The following is an 18292-nucleotide window of genomic DNA, read 5'->3' on the forward strand; positions in this document are numbered from 1 at the left end:
TTCCGTCCGGCCCGCCTTTTGGCTTACTCTGCCGCTGATGCCAGCGGCCTGACCCTGGCCATCATCGAGCGCAGCACTGCCGGTTTCAGCGGCTTGTTGATCACCGCAATCTCCAGCCCGCCGGCCGCCGCCCGCACCTCGTTGGAGCGGTCCGCGGTGACCAGCACGGCCGGCAGGTCGTTGCCATGGGTCGCACGCAGCCGGGCGATGATGTCGAGACCGGTTTCGCCGTCGAGATGGTAATCGGCAAGCACGATGTCCGGGCGGTGTGGCGCGGCGTTCTCCAGATCGCGTGAGCCGGACACCGTGTCGACCTTGCATCCCCAGCCTTCGAGCAACAGCCGCATGCCTTCGAGGATGCGGGCGTCATTGTCGATACAGAGCACATGCAGCCCGGCCAGCGAAGCCGCGGCACGAGCGGGAGCCTTGGTTTCGACCTCGCGTCGCGGCTGCTGCACCGCCGCGACGGGCAGGATGACGGAAAAGCGCGTGCCCTTGCCCGGATTGGAGAAAATACGGATTTCAAGCCTAAGCACCCGGGCGATGCGGTCGACGATGGAGAGGCCAAGACCGAGGCCTTCGGCTTCGCGCGCGCCTTCGTCCAACCGGGTGAACTCATGGAAGACGGTGTTCAGCTTATCGCCGGCGATGCCTATACCGGTGTCGATGACCTGGATCTCGGCCAGCTCGCCGCGCCGCCGCACCCCGACCAGGATGCGGCCCCTGCGTGTGTATTTAATCGCGTTGGAGACGAGGTTCTGGATCAGGCGGCGCAGCAGATTGCGGTCGGTCACCACCGTCAGCGACGACGGCATGATCGTCAGGCCGAGCTTTTTCTCCGCCGCCATTGGCCGAAAATCATTGCCGATCTGGCGCAGCAATCCATCGAGGTTGAAGGCGGTATCGTCTGGCTTCATCGCGCCGGCATCGAGGCGCGAAATGTCGAGCACGGCGCCGAGAATAGTTTCGACCGATTCCAGCGAGGATTCGATATTGACCGCCGCCTTGCCGGCCGGACCTTTGCCGGCCTTCTCGATCAGCGACGAGCAGTAGAGCCGGGCGGCATTCAACGGCTGCAGAATGTCGTGGCCGGCGGCGGCGAGGAAGCGTGTCTTGCCGAGATTGGCCTCCTCGGCCAGCATCTGCGCCTGCGCCAACTCCTCGTTGACCCGGGTCAACTCGATGGTGCGGGTCTTGACCCTCTGCTCCAGCGATTCATTGGCGCGCTTCAACGCCAGATCCTGCTCGACGCGTCCGGAAATGTCGGCATAGGTGGCGACGATGCCGCCATCCGGCATCGGATTGGAGCGCAGCTCCAGGATGCGGCCGCTGGTCTTCAACTCCATCTGCCAGGGGCTGACGAAGCTGGTCAGCCGGTTGAGCATCGTCACGCGCTGGTCGGCGGGGATGTCGCCGCGCTCGGCGAGATGGCGCAGGATCTGGTCGAGCGAAACGCCGACCTGGCCCATCTCGTCGGGCAGGTCGAACAGCGTCCTGTACTGGCGGTTCCAGCAGATCAGGCGGAAATCCCGGTCGAAGACAGTGATACCTTGCTCCATCTGGTCGAGCGCGATCTGCAGCAGGTCGCGATTGTGCTGCAGCGCCTCGGTGGCGTCGTCGAGCAGGCGGAAGGCATCCCGGGATTCGCGGTCATGGCGCCGAAACAGCAGCGACAGGATCAGCCGCGCCGAGGAGGAGCCGACGGCGCTGGCCAGAAGCTGCTCGGAGAAGCGGATGACGTCCATGCTCGCCTGCTCCTTGCCGAGCAGCGTGGTGCCGTTGGTCTTCTCGAACGACTGGAACGAGCGCTCGGTGCGCTCGACGCCGAGATAGCGTGCGATCGTGTCCTTGAGGTCGTTGACGGTGATGGCGGTGCGGAAGCGGCGCAGGCTGGGCATCGGGCCGGCATCCCTTGGCACGAAGATCGACGCCTGGATGCGCTCCAGCGGCACCGATGCGCGCGACAGCGAGCCAAGGACGAAAAACAGCGTGTTGATCGACAGGCTCCACAACACGCCATGGTTCAGCGGTTCGGCGACCGTGCCGAACAGCGCCTGCGGCCGCAGCGCCTCGAAGCCGAACAGCCCGTGCACGATGATATCGGTATCGGGCGCGACAAACGACGGCAGCAGCAGCGTGTAGCCCCACACGAGAATGCCGGCGACCATGCCGAGGGCCGCACCCCTGCCATTGGCGCCGCGCCAGATCAGCCCGCCGATCAGCGCCGGCGCGAACTGCGCGATGGCCGCGAACGACATCAGGCCGATCGACGACAGCCGTGCGCTGTTGGTGCTCTCGCGATAGTAGAGGAAAGCGATGAACAACAGGATGAAGATCGCCCCGCGCCGCACATTGAGGATCAGCGTCGACCAGTCCTCGTTTTCGGAGGTCGAGGTCTTGAGCAGGCGGCGCACGAACAGCGGAATGACGAGGTCGTTGGAGATCATGATCGACAGCGCCACGCTTTCGACGATCACCATGGCGGTTGCTGCCGACAGCCCGCCGATGAAGGCCGCCATGGCGAGCACGTCGTGGCCGCTGAACAGCGGCAATGACAGCACGTAGAGATCGCTGCTGGTGCCGGTACCGACCAGCGACAGGCCGGCAAAGGCGATCGGCAGCACGAACAGGTTGATCGCCACGAGGTAGAGCGGAAACACCCAGGTCGCGGTGCGCAATTCTGCCTCGCCGCGGTTCTCGACGATGGTGACGTAGAACTGCCGCGGCAGCATGATGATGGCAAAGCCGCTCAAGCCCGTCAGCACCAGCCAGGTGGCGAGCGAGGTGTTGTAGCCCATCGCCTGCCGCACCTGTGCATTCTCGGCAAGCTTGGCGAACATGTCGCCCGGGCCGCCGAAGATCAGGAAGGTGACCATCAGGCCGATCGCCAGAAAGGCGGCGAGCTTGACCACGGTTTCGACCGCCACCGCCAGCACCAGCCCGTCCTGATGTTCGGTGGCGTCGGCATGACGGGTGCCGAACAGCACGGCAAACAAGGCCAGCAGCATGGCGACGACCAGCGAAATGTCGCTGACGAAAGGATCGAAGGAAGGGGGCGATCCCGTATAGTGCTCGACCATCAGGCTGACCGAACCGGAGATTGCCTTCAACTGCAGCGCAATATAGGGCACCGCGCCGATGGTGGCGATCAGCGTGGCGATCGCCGCGACGGTAAAACTCTTGCCGTAGCGCGCGCCGAGGAAGTCGGCGATCGAGGTGATCTTCTCGGTTTTGGCCAGCCGCACGATGCGGTTGAGCAGCGGAAAACCGAACACGAACACCAGCACCGGACCGGTATAGATGCCGAGGAATTCGAGGCCGCGTTCGGAGGAGAGGCCGACCGAGCCGAAGAAGGTCCATGAGGTGCAGTATATGGCCAGGCTGAGCGCGTAGATGAAAGGCCGCGCTCGGCTCGACCCGGATGTCGCCGAGCGGCGGTCGCCCAGGCTGGCGATGACGAACAGCAGCGTCACATAGGCGATCGCGATGATGACGATGAACAAGCCCTGCACGCCTGGAATTTCCTCCTTTGCCGTCTTTTTATCCGGCTTGTCCGAACGCAATCACAGCTTGAGCCCCATGTCCATCGCGGCTTTGGCAGCATGGTCTTGGTCACGCGATTCAGGCGCAAAGCCCGGGTGCGGCCAAGGTGCCGTGACGGAAAGAGAAAGCGGTTGCTTTCTCCTTTTTGCCCATGTTGCAACCGCAGGTTTTTGTTATGTTGCCGCCGGGTCGATGCCGCAAGGACGGAACGGCAGCGCGGCCGGTCATGACAAGGAGGGTCGAATGCTGAAAGAATTCCAGGAATTCGTTTCCAAGGGCAATGTGATGGACTTGGCCGTCGGCGTCATCATCGGCGCTGCGTTCGGCAAGATCGTCACTTCGCTGGTCGACGATGTCATCATGCCTTTCATTGGCGCGCTCGGAGGGGTCGATTTCAACAACTACTTCATTGGCCTGTCGCACAATGTAACTGCCACCAACCTTGAAGATGCGCGCAAGCAAGGCGCGGTCTTTGCCTACGGCAGCTTCATCACCGTGGCGCTGAACTTCCTGATCATAGCCTTTGTCATTTTCCTGATGGTCAAAGGGGTGAACAATCTGCGCCGGCGGCTCGAGCGCGAGAAGCCTGCTGCCCCGGCCGCACCGCCCCCCGCCGATGTCGCACTGCTCACCGAAATCCGCGATCTGCTCGCGAAGCGATAATTCAGCCGGCCTTGCTGGACCAAAACCCCGGTCGCTCACGGCCGGGGTTTTCTGTTTTCGTATCTGGTAAAGAGCGGCAAGCCTAGAGCAATTCCAGGAAAAGTGTGAAACGGTTTTCCGTCCGGAATTGCGTTAAAACAAAGAGTTAGAGCGGTCTGCCGTTTCCGTGAAACGGTGAACTGCTCTAAGGAAAACGGATTTGTCATGAGCCTGATCGACAGCTTTCGCGCCGAAGCCCGCGCCGCGCCGGAAAGCGGCATTGTCGCCGTGGTCAACTACGGCCGCCTGCGCGAGGGTCTGATCCCGCTCTGGGCCGGCGAGGGCGATCTGCCGACGCCCGCCTTCATCACCGATGCCGCGTCGAAGGCGCTGGCCGGCGGCGAGACATTCTACACCTGGCAGAGGGGCATCCCTGACCTCAGGCAAGCGCTGGCCCGCTACTACACCAGGCATTTCGGCAAGACGTTTCCGGAGGAGCAATTCATCGTCACCGGGTCCGGCATGCATGCCATCCAGCTGGCGCTGACGGCTCTCGCCGGCGCCGGTGACGAGGCGATCTATCTGTCGCCGGCCTGGCCGAATTTCGACGCTGCGGCGGCACTGTCGGGAGCTGTTCCGGTCGCGGTCACGCTCGATCATTCCGGCAATGGCTGGTCCTGCGACGTCGAGAAGATCGCCGCGGCAATCACCCCGCGCACCAAGGCGCTGTTCATCAACACGCCGTCGAACCCGACCGGCTGGACCGCCGATCACGAGACCTTGCAGGCGATCCTCGATCTTGCTCGCGCCAAGAACCTCTGGATCATCGCCGACGAGATCTATTCGCTGTTCCACTACGGCCACGGCCGCGCGCCGTCCTTCCTCGACATCGCCGCGGCGGAAGACCGCATCCTGTTCGTCAACTCCTTTTCCAAGAACTGGGCGATGACCGGCTGGCGCGTCGGCTGGATCAAGACGCATCCGAGCCTGCAGCAGGTGTTCGAGAACCTGATCCAGTATTCAAACTCGGGCGTTGCCCAGTTCATGCAACGTGGCGCGGTCGCCGCGCTCGACGCGGGCGATGGTTTCGTCGTCGAACAGGTGGAGCGGGCAAGGAAAGCGCGCGACCTGGTCTGCGGCATTCTCGGCGCCACCGGCCGCGCCCGGTTTACCGTGCCGCAGGGCGCGTTCTATCTGTTCTTCACCGTCGACGGCATCACCGATTCCCGCACGGCAGCGTTCGACATCGTCGACAAGGCCAATGTCGGCCTGGCGCCCGGCACCGCCTTCGGGCCCGGCGGCGAAGCCTTCCTGCGGCTATGCTTCCACCGCCGCCTCGACCAGGTCGAGGAAGCCGCGCACCGGCTGGCGAAGTGGATGAAGACCGTCTGATGCTCTGAAGCCGGTTTGAAAGCTGCTCCGGTGAGTCAGCTGGCGCGGTTTTCGAGAACCGGAGTGCAGCGGACATTTGGGTCCGTGAGCACCGGAAGCGCAGAAAACCGTGTCAGATGGCGGCCGGAGTAGAGTTTCAAACGGCTTTAGCCGCCGGACTTGGGCACCAGCAGCGGAACGATCCGATCGCTCTTGGCCACGGCGGGCCGGCCGGCGGAGCCGTAGGGAATGCCGAGCGCATCCCAGGTCTCGACCAGCGCGTCCTGCAGTCCCGCGATCAGCGCGTCGGAATGGAACGGCGTCGGCGTGATGCGCAGCCGCTCGGTGCCGCGCGGCACGGTCGGGTAGTTGATCGGCTGGATGTAGATGCCGTGCACGCCAAGCAGGCGGTCGCTGGCCATCTTGCAGAGTTCCGGATCACCAACCAGCACCGGCACGATATGGGTCGGAGACTCCATCACCGGCAGGCCGGCCGCCGAAAGGATCTGCTTGGTTCGGCTCGCTTGCTGTTGCTGGGCGTCGCGCTCGGCCTGCGAGCGCTTGAGATGGCGGATCGACGTCGTCGCCGCGGCCGCGATCGCCGGCGGCAGCGCCGTGGTGAAGATGAAGCCCGGTGCATAGGAGCGCACCGCGTCGATCACCGCACTGGTGCCGGTGATGTAGCCGCCCAGCGTGCCGAACGCCTTTGCCAGCGTGCCTTCGATGATGTCGATGCGGTCGGCCAGGCCCTCGCGCTCGGTGATGCCGCCGCCGCGCGGCCCGTACATGCCGACGGCATGGACCTCGTCAATATAGGTCATGGCGTTGTAGCGCTCGGCGAGTTCGACGATCTCTCTGATCGGTGCGATGTCGCCGTCCATCGAATAGACGCTTTCGAAGACGATCAGCTTGGCGCGCTCGCGCCCCGCCGCCTGCAACAGGCTTTCCAGATGCGCGACGTCATTGTGGCGGAGGATCTTCTTCTCGGCGCCGGAGCGCCGCACGCCTTCGATCATCGAAGCGTGGTTCAGCTCGTCCGAGATGATCAGGCAATTGGGCAAAAGCCGCGCAATGGTAGAGATCGACGCTTCGTTGGAGACGAAGCCGGAGGTGAAGACCAGTGCCGCGTCCTTGCCGTGCAGGTCGGCAAGCTCGTGCTCAAGCTCGACCAGCGGGTTGGAGGTGCCGGAAATGTTGCGGGTGCCGCCGGCGCCCGAACCCATCTTGCCGGCCGCATCCTGGAACGCGGCGATGACGTCGGGGTGCTGGCCCATGCCGAGATAGTCGTTGGAGCACCAGACGGTGATTTCCTCGGCGCGGCCGTTGGAACGCCATATGGCGCGCGGAAACTTGCCCGCGATACGCTCAAGGTCGGCGAAGACACGATAGCGACGCTCCGCGTGGAGCTGGTCGATCGCTTCTTCGAAGAACCGCTGGTAGTTCATGTCGGCTTCCCAATTTTGCGCCGGGATCATAATCATTGGCCTATTGGTCGTCCACCGGGCCGTTTTGGTCAAAATGCCACGCCCCGCACCTGTTCCCTAACGATGGCGGATCGTGGCCTATTCCCACTCCACGATACGCTCTGTGGATCACGTTTGTTTCAGCACGATGCCACATTTGGTGAACGCCGGTTACCGAGGGTTCTAATGGCCATGTCGCAGGCTTTCCAGTAAGGCGGTGTTTGAGACAGTTTCCGATAAATCTTGAGATGCGAGGATGCGGATGACGGTTTTGGTGACAGGCGGTGCCGGCTATATCGGCAGCCACATGGTCTGGGAATTGCTGGATGCCGGCGAAAGCGTGGTCGTGCTCGACCGTCTTTCCACTGGCTTCGAATGGGCGGTCGCGCCGGAGGCAAAGCTGGTGGTCGGCGATGTCGCCGACAAGGAATTGGTCGGTTCGATCATCAGGGACAATCATGTCGATGCGATCATCCATTTCGCCGGTTCGATCGTGGTGCCGGAATCGGTCGCCGACCCGCTCGCCTATTACGAGAACAACACCTCGAAGACCCGCACGCTGATCGAAACCGCGGTGCGCGAGGGCGTGCCCAATTTCATCTTTTCCTCCACCGCCGCCGTCTATGGCGGCGCCGGGCTGGAGCCGGTGCGCGAGGATGCCCGCCTGGCGCCGGAATCGCCCTATGGCCTGTCCAAGCTGATGAGCGAGTGGATGTTGCGCGATGCCGGCCTCGCGCACGATATCCGCTACACGGCGCTGCGCTATTTCAACGTCGCCGGCGCCGACCCGAAGGGCCGCACCGGCCAGTCGACGCCGGGCGCCACCCATCTGATCAAGGTCGCCTGCGAGACCGCGCTCGGCAAACGGCCGTTCATGCAGGTGTTCGGCACCGACTATCCGACGCCGGACGGCACCTGCATGCGTGACTATATCCATGTCAGCGATCTGGCCGCGGCGCATCGCCTGGCCTTGCAGCGGCTGCGCGCAGGGGGCACGAGCCTCGTCGCCAATTGCGGCTACAGCCACGGCTATTCGGTGCTCGAGGTCATTGAGAGCGTTCGGCGTGCCTTTGGCCGCGATTTCGAGGTGAAGATGGGCGACCGGCGCCCCGGCGACGCCGCCGCTGTTGTCGCCAATTCGGACCTTGCCCGGGCCGAGCTAGGCTGGGCGCCGCAACGCGACGACCTCGACCAGATCGTTGCCGATGCGCTCGCCTGGGAGCGCATCCTGACCAGCAAGAACTCCGCGCGCGGCTGAGCCAGGTCCCCCAGGGCTCGCAAGCCACGCGGTGACGCGCTATGGAAGCAGTCGCGACACAGCGTGGAGGCGCCGTGCCGCGAAGAGCTTTGGGGGATCGCATGAAGATAGTGGTGCTCGGAGCCGGCGTCGTCGGTACGGCGGCCGCCTATTACCTGGCCGCCGACGGTCACGAGGTCACCGTGATCGAGCGGCATCCAGCGCCGGCGCGCGGCACCAGCCAGTCCAATGCCGGGCTGGTCTCGCCAGGTGACGCTACCGCCTGGGCCTCTCCGGCGGCGCTGAAGACGTTCCTGCGCGCGCTCTACAACCATGATCTCGGCATCAAGGTCAGGCTGCGCTTCGATCCCTATTTCCTTGCCTGGAGCCTGCGCTTCCTGCGCCAGTGCACGGTGGCCCGCCTGCGCGCCAACAGTGAGGTCAAGCTGCGCCTGGCGCTCTATTCGCGCGACTGCATCAACGCCATCTCGGCCGGCACCGGCATCCACTACGACGAGCGCAAGAAAGGTATCCTCTATTTCTTCCGCTCGCAGCACAGCCTCGACACCGGCACCGACAATTACCGCTATCTGGCCGAGCATGGCCTGCCGATCGAGATTGTCGGCCGCGACCGGCTGGTCGAGCTGGAACCCGGTTTGGCCGGGGTGAAGGAAAAGATTGCCGGCGGCGTCTATTCGCCGATCGACCAGACCGGCGATTCCAGAATGTTCGTCGACAATCTCGCCGCCTATATCAGCGAAAAGCTTGGCGTCAAATTCCTGTTCGGCACCACGGTCGAAGGCCTCGATATCGACGGCGACCGCGTGCGCGCGGTGATGACCTCGGCTGGTCCGATTGCAGGCGACGCCGTGGTCATCTCGATGGGGCCGGAGAGTGGCCTGCTCGGCCGCCGCTATGGCATCGACCTGCCGGTCTACCCGGTGAAGGGTTATACGGCGACCATTCCGCTGGAGGACGAGAGCAAGGGCCCGACCATGGGCGGTGCCGACGAGGACCAGTTGATGGCCTATTCGCGCCTTGGCAATCGGTTGCGGCTGGCTTCGACCGCCGAATTTACCGGCTTCGACCGCACCCACAAGCCCAGCGATTTCGCCACCATGTTCAAGACTGGAAAGGACCTGTTCCCCGGCGCCTTCGACGAGAAGAAAGCCGTACTCTGGGCGGGGCTCAGGCCGATGATGCCGAACTCCGTGCCGGTCATCGGCCAGGCGCGATACAAAAACCTCTATCTCGACACCGGCCATGGTCATGTCGGCTGGACCATGGCCTGCGGCTCGGGAAAGTTCCTTGCCGACCTCGTTGCCGGGCGAAAGCCTGAGATCGACCCACAAGGATTGGTCTACAGGGGATAAGAATGTCGGGACCGCAAGTCGCCATCGACCTTGGCCGTATCGAGCGCAACGCCCGCACCATCGTCGACCGCTGCGCTTTGTCTGGCATCAAGGTGTTCGGCGTCACTAAGGGCACCTGCGGCATGCCGCAAGTGGCGCGTGCCATGCTGCGCGGTGGCGTTGCCGGTATTGCCGAATCGCGTTTCGAAAACATCCGCCGGTTGCGCGACAGCGGCATCAACGCCCCGATCATGCTGCTGCGCAGCCCGCCCATGGCGCGCATCGAGGAGGTGGTGCGCACCGTCGATATCAGCCTGCAATCGGAACTCGCCACCATCCGCGAGATCTCGCGCATCGCCGAGCGCATGGGCCGCGTGCACGACATCATGCTGATGATCGACCTTGGCGATCTCCGCGAAGGCATCTGGCCGAGCGACCTGATCCCCACTGTTGAGCGGATCCTTGAGTTCAAGGGCGTGCGCATCGCCGGCATCGGCACCAATCTCGGCTGCTTCGGCGCCATAATGCCGACGCCGGAGAATCTCGGCCAGCTCGTCGCCCACGCCTACAAGACCGAGCGCCTGTCCGGCAAAAGCCTCGACTGGATCTCCGGCGGCGCCTCGTCATCTCTCACGCTGCTGCTCGAAGGCAAGCTCCCGGCCGGCATCAACAATCTCAGGGTCGGCGAGGCGATCCTGCAAGGCGGCGTCGAGACCTTCCGCGATGTGCCGTGGCCGCAACTCGAACCCGATGCCTGCCGCCTGACCAGCGACATCATCGAGGTCAAGCTCAAGCCGTCGCGGCCGATCGGCGAGTCCGGCTACGACGCTTTCGGCAACCAGCCCGTCTTCCCCGACGAGGGCGACCGGCTGCGTGCCATCGCCAACATCGGCCGCGAGGATGTGCTGGTCGAAGGCCTGACGCCCATCGCAAAAGGGATACGAGTGCTCGGCGCCTCCAGCGACCATCTGCTGCTCGATGTGCAGGACGCCGATCCGCGGCCCACTGTCGGCGACCGCGTCGCCTTCCGCATGAGCTACGGCGCCATGCTGCTGGCGATGACCTCGGAATATGTCGAGAAGGCGCCGATGCATGACGTCGCCGACTTTTCCGGCCGCAAGATGGTGTCGATCTCCGCGGAACAGGAAGCCGCCGGCATCCTCGCTCGCGAGGGAACCGGCGCGCGGCTGGAGGCGATGAATTTCGACGTCGTCGAACTTGCCGACATCGAGCGGCCGCCCTCGGGCTTGATCCGGCTCGCGGCCGGCGCCGACCGCCGCGTTGCGCACAAGGCGCTGACCGCAACGGCGCGTGCGACGCATTCGTTCGGCCTGATCTGGATCGATTCCATCGCCGCCCTGATGCCGGAAGACGAAGAGGGCATAGACCTGCCGGAAGCGTCGGTGCTGGCGCGTACCCTTGGTCTCGACCATAAGGCCGGCGCGCTGCAGCCGCAGCTGTCGCCGGAAAATGTCGTCATCGTCGGCCTGCGCCATGCCGATCCGGCCGAGGCGCGGGTGCTGAAGGATTCGCGTGTCTCGGCCTTCACCATGACCGATATCGACGCCATGGGCATGCGCGACCTGATGCATGAGGCGATCCGCATCGCCACCTCGGGCACGCAAGGTTTCCATGTCAGCTATTCGCTGACAGCGACCGAATTCGCTGGCTGGGCGGCTGGCTCCGGCGGGCTGACCGTGCGCGAAACGCATCATGCAATGGAGGCGATCGCACTCTCCGGCGGTCTGCTGTCGATGGATGTTTCGGGGCTGACCGCCGATCTGGAGCCGAGGATCGCCACCGATGCCGTCAGCTTCGTCATGTCGGCCTTCGGCAAGCGGATTATCTAGCTATATTGACTTGCGATCGGAGCGGAACGTAACCTCAATTCACAAATTTTGACGTCAGTTGGGTGCCTGGATGACGCTAGATTGGAACGTCGATAGATTTCATTCCATCTTGTTCGCGGCAACGGCGTTTTTAGTAGGAATTTTTGCTTGCATTGTAGATAAAGCTAATAATTGCGGTAATTATGTCGGGATGGGAATAACTTATGGCGACGGCGGATCGGAATGTGAGTCGTATTTGTCTGTTAAGTATGGTATAAATTTATTTTCGAACTCTAGCGATTCTCAATTTGATTTTTTAATTATTCCGCTAGTTCTATACGCGACTGTGGTGTTTTTTATTTATTTAACGTGGTTGGTATCCCGGAAATTTAATTTTCCGATCCGGAATTATCTTTCCGTCAGTAATATTGGAATTTTATATTCTTCGTACTTTTTATCATTGGTCATGCTCTGATATTCGCATCCCGCGCTTCGACCGCCGCGCGCCACGCGCTGACATAGGCCGCCCAGATCGGGTCTGTCTGCGGTTGTATCCTCTCGCCCTTGCCGTGCACCGGCGTCTCTTCGGATGCCAAAAGCGCCGCGCCGATGCTGGTCCCGGTTGCGGCCTCTGATGCGATGACGCCACGTGCAGTCGCTGCCGCTAGCATGCCGACAAACAGCCGGTTGCGGGCAAAGGGTCCTTCGACCGTGGTCGGGCCAGCGGCGCCGATCAGGTCGAGGCAGGTCGCCGTCATCAGCGCCAGATAGAACGAGACGGCGGCAAAACGCTGGCCGTTGCTGATGCCATCGGCATTGAGCCATGTTGCGGCCTGGTGTGGGAACGGCCCTGACCCTTGCTGGGTCGAAGGCAGCAGCAAAGTCTTTCGCCCCAGCACGGCACCGATACCGTCTTCGGTCCAGTTCTTCGGCTGGCCTTCCGTCAGCACGGAAAATTCGCGGCCACCCATGAAGCGGGCCGAGGGGACGGGATCGCCCAGCGCATTGACATTGACCAGCGTATCGCGTGCCGGATCGAGTTTGACCGGCCTGCCTCCCACGGCCATCGACACCACCCAGGTGCCGGTCGAGACGACCGAGAAGGGTGGCGCGTCTGACAGGAGATGCGGCAGCAGCGAGGCGTTGGAATCGTGCAGGCCGCAGAACACTGGGGTTTGCGGATCAAGGCCGGTGCGCGCGGCAAGCACGGGCAGGATTGGCCCGAGACGATCCCTGGCCAGCCGCACCGGCGCCATCAGCCGGCGCCATTTCAGGCCGTCGACCAATGATGAAAAATCCGCGGTCCACGGGTTCCACAGATCGGTGTGGCAACCAAGCGAAGTCACCTCATTGGCGGTGACGCCGGTCAGACGCAAAGCCCAATATTGCGGGTACATCAGAATCGCGGCCGCACGCGCGAACTCGGCCGGGAAGTTTTTCTGTTGCCAGAAGAATTGCGCGCCAAGATTGAGGCCGAGTGGCAGCCGCGGCGTGCCGGTTTCAGTGAAGAGTGGGCGGATCGCGTCATACTCCGCAGCCAGCCTGTCGGGGCCGTCGAACTCATAGTCGAGGACAGGCAAAATGAGTTCACCCGCAGCATCGACCAGCGCGCCTGTCGCGCCGTGGGTGGTGATCGAAATGGCGTCGATATGCTGTTCGCGGTTGAGACTGGCCAGGCTGTCGAGGATGAACGTCCACAGCGCCTCGACATCGTGATGCGGGTAGGGCGCCTGCCGCAGCGGTGCATTAGCCATTCGGCGCAGCGCCACCTCGCTCAATGTGGCGAGATCGACCAGCGCCACCTTGGCGTTGGTCTTGCCGATATCGATGACGGCGATGTGGCGCGGAGCACTCATGCCATATGGAACATTGTTTCCAGCGGCACGGCCACCGGCTCGTCGTCCGGCCTGGTCTCCATGATGTCGGCCATATGGCCCCACCAGCGTTGCATCACCGGATGCCCGGGCAATTCGGCCATGCCGTGGTCGTCCCGACGCCACAGCACGCCGAACAATATGTTGGTCTCTTCATCCAGATGGATCGAGTAATCGGACACGCCGGCTTGCTTCAAGAGCGCGACCAGCGATGGCCAGATCTCGTCATGGCGCTTCTTGTATTCGGCCTTCATGCCCGGTTTGAGCTTCATCTTGAACGCGTACTTTTCCGGCATCAGCGACCCCCGCGCAGCCGCCGCCAGACGATCGGCAGCGCGATGACGATGATCAGCAGCAGGCCGATGAATATCGACATGACGATGCCGGGCACGTTGAGCAGGCCAAGGCCAAAGGTCACCAGCCCCATGATGAAGGCGGCCAGCACGACGCCGACTATGCTGCCGGCGCCGCCCAGGATGCTGACGCCGCCGAGCACCACCATTGTGATGACTTCGAGCTCATAGCCCTGCGCGATCGACGGCCTTGTCGAGCCGAGGCGCGAGGTGATGAGCACCGAGGCTATGCCCGACATCAGCCCGGTCAGGCAGAACAGGATGAATTTGATGCGGCCGACGCGCACGCCCGAAAACTGTGCCGCGACCGGGTTGTTGCCGATGGCAAAGACGCGGCGGCCGAAGCTCGTGCGGTGCAGGAGGAACCAGTAGGCAACAGCCGCGATGAGGAAGAGCACCAGTTCGAACGACACCACCCACCAGACGTAGCCCTGGCCAAAGAAGGCGAAGCTTTCGGGATAGCCCTTGTAAGCCTGGTCGCCGAGGATGATGAAGGCGATGCCGCGGAACAGGCTCATCGTGCCGATGGTGACGACGATGGAGGGAAGGCCGAGCCTTGTCACCAGCAACCCGTTGAAAGCACCGCAGCCAAGCCCGACGACAATGCCGATCAGCACCAGCACCGGCGTGCCTGCACCCGCCTGCACCGCCATGCCCATCATGGTCGAGGCGAGCGCGATGATGGCGGCGACCGACAGGTCGATCTCGCCCGAAATGATCAGCAGCGCCATGGCGAAGGCGATCAGGCCCTTCTCGGTGAAGTTGAAGGTCAGGTCCGACAGCGAATAGGGGTCGAGGAAATAGGGCGAGGCGAAGCTGTTGATGGCGAAGATGGCGACGGCCACCACGACCAGCAGCGCTTCCCAGGAAAAGATCGCTGAAGAGAGCGGCTTGTCGAGCCGGTCGGGAATATGGCGCGGGGCAGGGACGTCGGTCATGCCGCCTCCACTTTTCGCAGGATGATGCGGCCTTGCTGGCGTTCGCCGCGCGCGTTGAGCACGACGGCGAGAATGATGGCGCTGCCCGAAATCGCCATCTGCCAGAAGGGCGAGATGTTGATGACCGGCAGCGCATTGGAGATGATGCCGAGGAACAGCGCGCCAAGCACCGCGCCGCCGACCGAGCCGATGCCGCCGGCGATCGAGATGCCGCCGATGACGCAGGCGGCGATGATGTTGAGCTCATAGCCATTGGCGACCTCGACCGAGGCAATCACATAGCGCGAGATCCAGAGGTAGCCGGCAAGCCCGCCGATCATGCCGGAGATGCAGAAGACGATGAATTTCGTGCGGCCGACATCGATGCCGGCATAGACCGATGCCGTCGGGTTGACGCCGATGGCATAGATCGAGCGTCCGAGTGCGGTGCGCGTCATCAGGATGAAGAACAGCGCGATGACCAGGATGGCGATCAAGGACAGCACCGGAATGCCGAGGAAAGCCGCGCGCTGGAAGCCGATGAACTCAGGGCTCATCTTGTCGGCGTTGACCCAGGCGCCGCCGGACAGGACGAAAGTGGCGCCGCGATAGATGGTGAGCGTGCCCAACGTCACCACGATCGAGGGGATGTTCAGCCGCCAGACCAGCAGGCCGTTGATGGCGCCCAGTACCAGCCCGACTACCAGTGCGATAATGATCAGCAGCGGGATCGGGATCGCCGGGTGTGCTGCGTTCAGCATCGCCACCACCATGCCGGTGAAGCACAGGTTCGAGGCCATCGAGAGGTCGATCGAGCGCGTCAGGATGATCACCATCTGGCCAAGCGCCAGGATCATCAGGATCGAGGTGTCGTTGAACACCTGGCGCAGATTGGCGGGATCGGCGAAGGCCGGGAAACGGGTCGAGATCAGCCCGATCAGCACGATGATCGCCGCAGCCAGCCAGACCTCGCGGTATTTCAGGAAAGCCATCATGCCGCGATCCCCGCTGCCGTCCGGACCAGCGTCTCGGCGTCCAGTCCCTTGTTGTCATAAACCGCCGCGACAAGGCCCTCGCGCATGACGACGACGCGGTCGGACATGCCGAGAATTTCGGGCAATTCCGATGACACCATGATCACCGACAGTCCCTGCGCCACGAGCTCGGCCATGAAGCCGTGCACAGCCGCCTTGGAGCCGATATCGATGCCCTTGGTCGGTTCGTCCAGGATGATCACCTTGGGCGCGGTCGCCAGCCATTTGGCGATGACGATCTTCTGCTGGTTGCCGCCCGACAACGTGCCGACATCCTGGCTGAGCGACGAGGCCCTCAGATCAAGCCGCTCGGTGTAGGAGCGGGCAAGCGAAAACTCTTCCGCCAGCCGCAGCAGGCCTGACTTGGATGTGCGCTTGAGTGACGGCAGCGAGACGTTCTGGAATATCGGCAGGCCGATCACCACGCCCTGCTTGCCGCGCTCTTCCGGCACATAGACGATGCCGGCTTCGATCGAATCCGCCGCCGATTTGGGCGCGATCACCTTGCCGTCCAGCGTGATCGTACCACCCGATGTGCGGGTGATGCCTGATATCGCCTGCATCACCTCGCTGCGTCCTGCGCCGACGAGACCATAGAAGCCGAGGATTTCGCCCTTGTGCAGCTCGAAGCCGATATCCCTGAACTCGGTCGGGTGCGACAGGCCGGCGACGGACAGCACCGGCGCGCCGATCTCGGCCTTGCGCTGCGGAAAGATGTGGTCGACCGCGCGGCCAACCATCATGCGCACGATCTGGCTCTGGCCGGCATCCCTGATCAGCCCTTCGCCGACCATCTCGCCATCGCGGAATACGGTGTAGCGGTCGGCGATCCGATAAATCTCGTCGAACTTGTGGCTGATGAACAGGATCGCCTTGCCCTCGCTCTTGAGGAATTCGATGAGCAGGAAAAGCTCCTCGATCTCCTTCATCGACAGCGCCGCCGTCGGCTCGTCCATGATGACGATCTGCGCGTCGATCGACATGGCGCGGGCAACCGCGACCAGATGCTTGTTGGCGATGCCGAGGTCCTTCAGCCGCGCATCGGCGTCGATATGGCCGGCATGCATGGTGTCGAGCACTTCGCGCGCATTTTTGCGCATCATACGCCAGTCGATGGTGCCGAAGCGCGAGCGGGGCGCATGGCCGAGAAAGATGTTTTCGGCGACCGAAAGATCGTCGAACAGCACGGTTTCCTGATGGATGGCGGTGACGCCATGGCCGAAGGCGGCGTGCGCGCTTGGCAGGGTGACGGCCTGGCCGTCGATGCTGATCGTGCCGGCATCTGGCTGGTAGATACCGGTCATGATCTTGACCAGCGTCGACTTGCCGGCGCCGTTCTCGCCGATCAGTGCTGTTACCTGGCCGGGATAGAGCGACAGGCTGACATCGTGCAGCGCCCGCACGCCGGGAAAGCTCTTTGAGATGCCGGACAGTGTCAGGCGTGGCGCCGCTTCACCCCTCCCCCTTGTGGGGAGGGTCGCGAACAACGTGAGCAGGGTGGGGGGTTGTCTAGCATATCAAGGTCCTGGTGCGTGGAGATGTCGCCACCCCCGCCCCGTCTCGCCGGTTTTGCTTCGCAAGACCGCCTCGCCGACCCCTCCCCACAAGGGGGAGGGTGCAAGTGCTCCAGATCAATAGATCTTGGAGAACTTCTCGATGTTGGTCTTGTCGAACTGGAAGGGCGGAGCCATCGCAGCCGAGTTCGAGTCGTCGAGCGTGACCTTGCCGACGCGGCCGATCGACAGCGTCGCACCGGGCTTGGCCTCTTCCTTCTTCACCGCCAGATCATGGGCGAGGTAGACGGCGGAGTAGCCGAGGTCGATCGGGTTCCAGAGAGCCACGGCCTGTGAAGCACCGTTGTCGATGAACTTTTTGAACTCGGACGGCAGCGCGAGACCCGTGACGTTGACCTTGCCGATCAGGTTCTCGTCGGTGACGACCTGGGCGGCGGCAACGACGCCGACGGTGGTCGGCGCGATGATCGCCTTGAGGTTCGGGTACGACTTCAGCAGGCCCTTGGCTTCGTCGGTGCTCTTGGCCGAGTCGTCGTCGCCATAGACGGTGGCGACGAGTTTGATCTTCGGAAACTTCTCCGGCAGGATTTTCTTGGCCGCGTCGATCCAGGCGTTCTGGTTGGTCGCGGTCGAGGAGGCCGACAGGATGGCGACGTCGCCGCCCTCCGGCAGGTAGTCGGCGGCGAGCTTGATGATGGTCTCGCCGATTAGGCCGGTGTCGGACGGGTTGAGGTGAAGCTGACGGCCTTCCTTGGCGACGCCCGAATCCCAGGAGATGACGGTGATGCCGCGCTCCATGGCCTTCTTCAGCACTGGCACAAGTGCGTCGGCGTCATTGGCCGAAATCGCGATGGCGTTGACCTTCTGGGCGATCAGCGAGTTGACCACTTCGATCTGCGCTTCGGCGGTCGCCTTGGTCGGGCCGGTGTAGATGATATCAACATCGCCGAGTTCCTTGGCCGCCTCTTCGGCGCCCTTGTTGGCGGCGTCGAAGAAGCCGTTGCCGAGCGACTTCACCACCAGCGCGATCTTGACGTTTTCCGCATAGGCGGCATTCACGAACATGGCGGCTGAAAAGGCCGCCGTAACCATCAATTTCTTCAAGAAGCTCATCGAATATCCTCCCTTGAGCGTTGCATTCCATCACCGCTGCGGGCGTGAGG

The 18292-nt window shown here is 63.1% G+C and carries 13 protein-coding genes; 5 read left to right on the forward strand and 8 right to left on the reverse strand.

Translation table 11 applies throughout. The features are described 5' to 3' along the window. Positions 1 to 23: 23 nt before the first annotated feature. Entirely contained in the window at positions 24 to 3512 is a 3489-nt protein-coding gene (locus HB778_RS19675; protein ID WP_183456221.1) for a PAS domain-containing hybrid sensor histidine kinase/response regulator, read from the reverse strand. Between the two features lie 274 nt (positions 3513 to 3786). Between HB778_RS19675 and mscL the strand changes: the two genes are divergently transcribed. Together mscL and HB778_RS19685 are read left to right on the forward strand one after the other, a co-directional pair. Beyond that, positions 3787 to 4206 (forward strand): large conductance mechanosensitive channel protein MscL, encoded by a 420-nt coding sequence (mscL, locus tag HB778_RS19680; RefSeq protein WP_095198503.1) that lies wholly within the window; start codon positions 3787 to 3789, stop codon positions 4204 to 4206. Between the two features lie 204 nt (positions 4207 to 4410). Continuing rightward, positions 4411 to 5577 (forward strand): pyridoxal phosphate-dependent aminotransferase, encoded by a 1167-nt coding sequence (locus HB778_RS19685; RefSeq protein ID WP_183456222.1) that lies wholly within the window; start codon positions 4411 to 4413, stop codon positions 5575 to 5577. 146 nt (positions 5578 to 5723) lie between these two features. On the opposite strand, the gene hemA is transcribed toward HB778_RS19685, so the two are convergent. Further along, positions 5724 to 7001, reverse strand: coding sequence for a 5-aminolevulinate synthase (gene hemA, locus HB778_RS19690; RefSeq protein ID WP_183456223.1), 1278 nt, complete (start codon positions 6999 to 7001; stop codon positions 5724 to 5726). 280 nt (positions 7002 to 7281) lie between these two features. On the opposite strand from hemA, the gene galE reads away from it, so the two are divergent. The 3 genes from galE to HB778_RS19705 all read left to right on the forward strand — a co-directional run bounded on the left by galE (position 7282) and on the right by HB778_RS19705 (position 11458). Further along, a complete protein-coding gene (galE, locus tag HB778_RS19695) occupies positions 7282 to 8277 on the forward strand; it encodes a UDP-glucose 4-epimerase GalE (RefSeq protein ID WP_183456224.1) in 996 nt (331 codons plus the stop codon). 101 nt (positions 8278 to 8378) lie between these two features. After that, positions 8379 to 9629 (forward strand): D-amino acid dehydrogenase, encoded by a 1251-nt coding sequence (locus HB778_RS19700; RefSeq protein ID WP_183456225.1) that lies wholly within the window; start codon positions 8379 to 8381, stop codon positions 9627 to 9629. A gap of 2 nt (positions 9630 to 9631) precedes the next feature. Then, the gene (locus HB778_RS19705) at positions 9632 to 11458 is read left to right on the forward strand and encodes an alanine racemase (protein ID WP_183456226.1); all 1827 of its coding nucleotides are present in this window, start codon (positions 9632 to 9634) and stop codon (positions 11456 to 11458) included. A 443-nt stretch (positions 11459 to 11901) separates the two neighbouring features. Here HB778_RS19705 and HB778_RS19710 read toward each other — a convergent pair whose 3' ends face one another. The 6 genes from HB778_RS19710 to rhaS form a co-directional block, all read right to left on the reverse strand. Continuing rightward, complete coding sequence (locus HB778_RS19710; protein ID WP_183456227.1) at positions 11902 to 13293, reverse strand: FGGY-family carbohydrate kinase; 1392 nt, start codon at positions 13291 to 13293, stop codon at positions 11902 to 11904. Then, positions 13290 to 13607 carry an L-rhamnose mutarotase gene (gene rhaM / locus HB778_RS19715; RefSeq protein ID WP_183456228.1) on the reverse strand — a complete coding sequence of 106 codons (318 nt, stop codon included), beginning with the start codon at positions 13605 to 13607 and terminating at the stop codon, positions 13290 to 13292. The genes HB778_RS19710 and rhaM overlap by 4 nt, the downstream gene beginning before the upstream one ends. Next, positions 13607 to 14602 carry an ABC transporter permease gene (locus HB778_RS19720; RefSeq protein WP_183456229.1) on the reverse strand — a complete coding sequence of 332 codons (996 nt, stop codon included), beginning with the start codon at positions 14600 to 14602 and terminating at the stop codon, positions 13607 to 13609. The genes rhaM and HB778_RS19720 overlap by 1 nt, the downstream gene beginning before the upstream one ends. Beyond that, positions 14599 to 15576 (reverse strand): ABC transporter permease, encoded by a 978-nt coding sequence (locus tag HB778_RS19725; RefSeq protein WP_183456230.1) that lies wholly within the window; start codon positions 15574 to 15576, stop codon positions 14599 to 14601. Before HB778_RS19725 ends, HB778_RS19720 begins: the two co-directional genes overlap by 4 nt. Beyond that, positions 15573 to 17111: a sugar ABC transporter ATP-binding protein gene (locus tag HB778_RS19730; protein WP_432421267.1), complete on the reverse strand. Its 1539-nt coding sequence runs from the start codon at positions 17109 to 17111 to the stop codon at positions 15573 to 15575. Before HB778_RS19730 ends, HB778_RS19725 begins: the two co-directional genes overlap by 4 nt. A 135-nt stretch (positions 17112 to 17246) precedes the next feature. Then, the gene (gene rhaS / locus HB778_RS19735) at positions 17247 to 18242 is read right to left on the reverse strand and encodes a rhamnose ABC transporter substrate-binding protein (RefSeq protein ID WP_183456234.1); all 996 of its coding nucleotides are present in this window, start codon (positions 18240 to 18242) and stop codon (positions 17247 to 17249) included. Between the last annotated feature and the right edge of the window lie 50 nt (positions 18243 to 18292).

Source organism: Mesorhizobium huakuii (assembly GCF_014189455.1).
In the GTDB taxonomy this organism is placed as follows: Bacteria; Pseudomonadota; Alphaproteobacteria; order Rhizobiales; family Rhizobiaceae; genus Mesorhizobium; species Mesorhizobium huakuii_A.

Coding starts and splice junctions, on each gene's coding strand:
- rhaS (WP_183456234.1), bottom strand. CDS start 18,242: ATGAGCTTCTTGAAGAAATTGATGGTTACGGCGGCCTTTTCAGCCGCC.
- mscL (WP_095198503.1), top strand. CDS start 3,787: ATGCTGAAAGAATTCCAGGAATTCGTTTCCAAGGGCAATGTGATGGAC.
- HB778_RS19700 (WP_183456225.1), top strand. CDS start 8,379: ATGAAGATAGTGGTGCTCGGAGCCGGCGTCGTCGGTACGGCGGCCGCC.
- rhaM (WP_183456228.1), bottom strand. CDS start 13,607: ATGCCGGAAAAGTACGCGTTCAAGATGAAGCTCAAACCGGGCATGAAG.
- HB778_RS19720 (WP_183456229.1), bottom strand. CDS start 14,602: ATGACCGACGTCCCTGCCCCGCGCCATATTCCCGACCGGCTCGACAAG.
- hemA (WP_183456223.1), bottom strand. CDS start 7,001: ATGAACTACCAGCGGTTCTTCGAAGAAGCGATCGACCAGCTCCACGCG.
- galE (WP_183456224.1), top strand. CDS start 7,282: ATGACGGTTTTGGTGACAGGCGGTGCCGGCTATATCGGCAGCCACATG.
- HB778_RS19705 (WP_183456226.1), top strand. CDS start 9,632: ATGTCGGGACCGCAAGTCGCCATCGACCTTGGCCGTATCGAGCGCAAC.
- HB778_RS19685 (WP_183456222.1), top strand. CDS start 4,411: ATGAGCCTGATCGACAGCTTTCGCGCCGAAGCCCGCGCCGCGCCGGAA.
- HB778_RS19710 (WP_183456227.1), bottom strand. CDS start 13,293: ATGAGTGCTCCGCGCCACATCGCCGTCATCGATATCGGCAAGACCAAC.
- HB778_RS19725 (WP_183456230.1), bottom strand. CDS start 15,576: ATGATGGCTTTCCTGAAATACCGCGAGGTCTGGCTGGCTGCGGCGATC.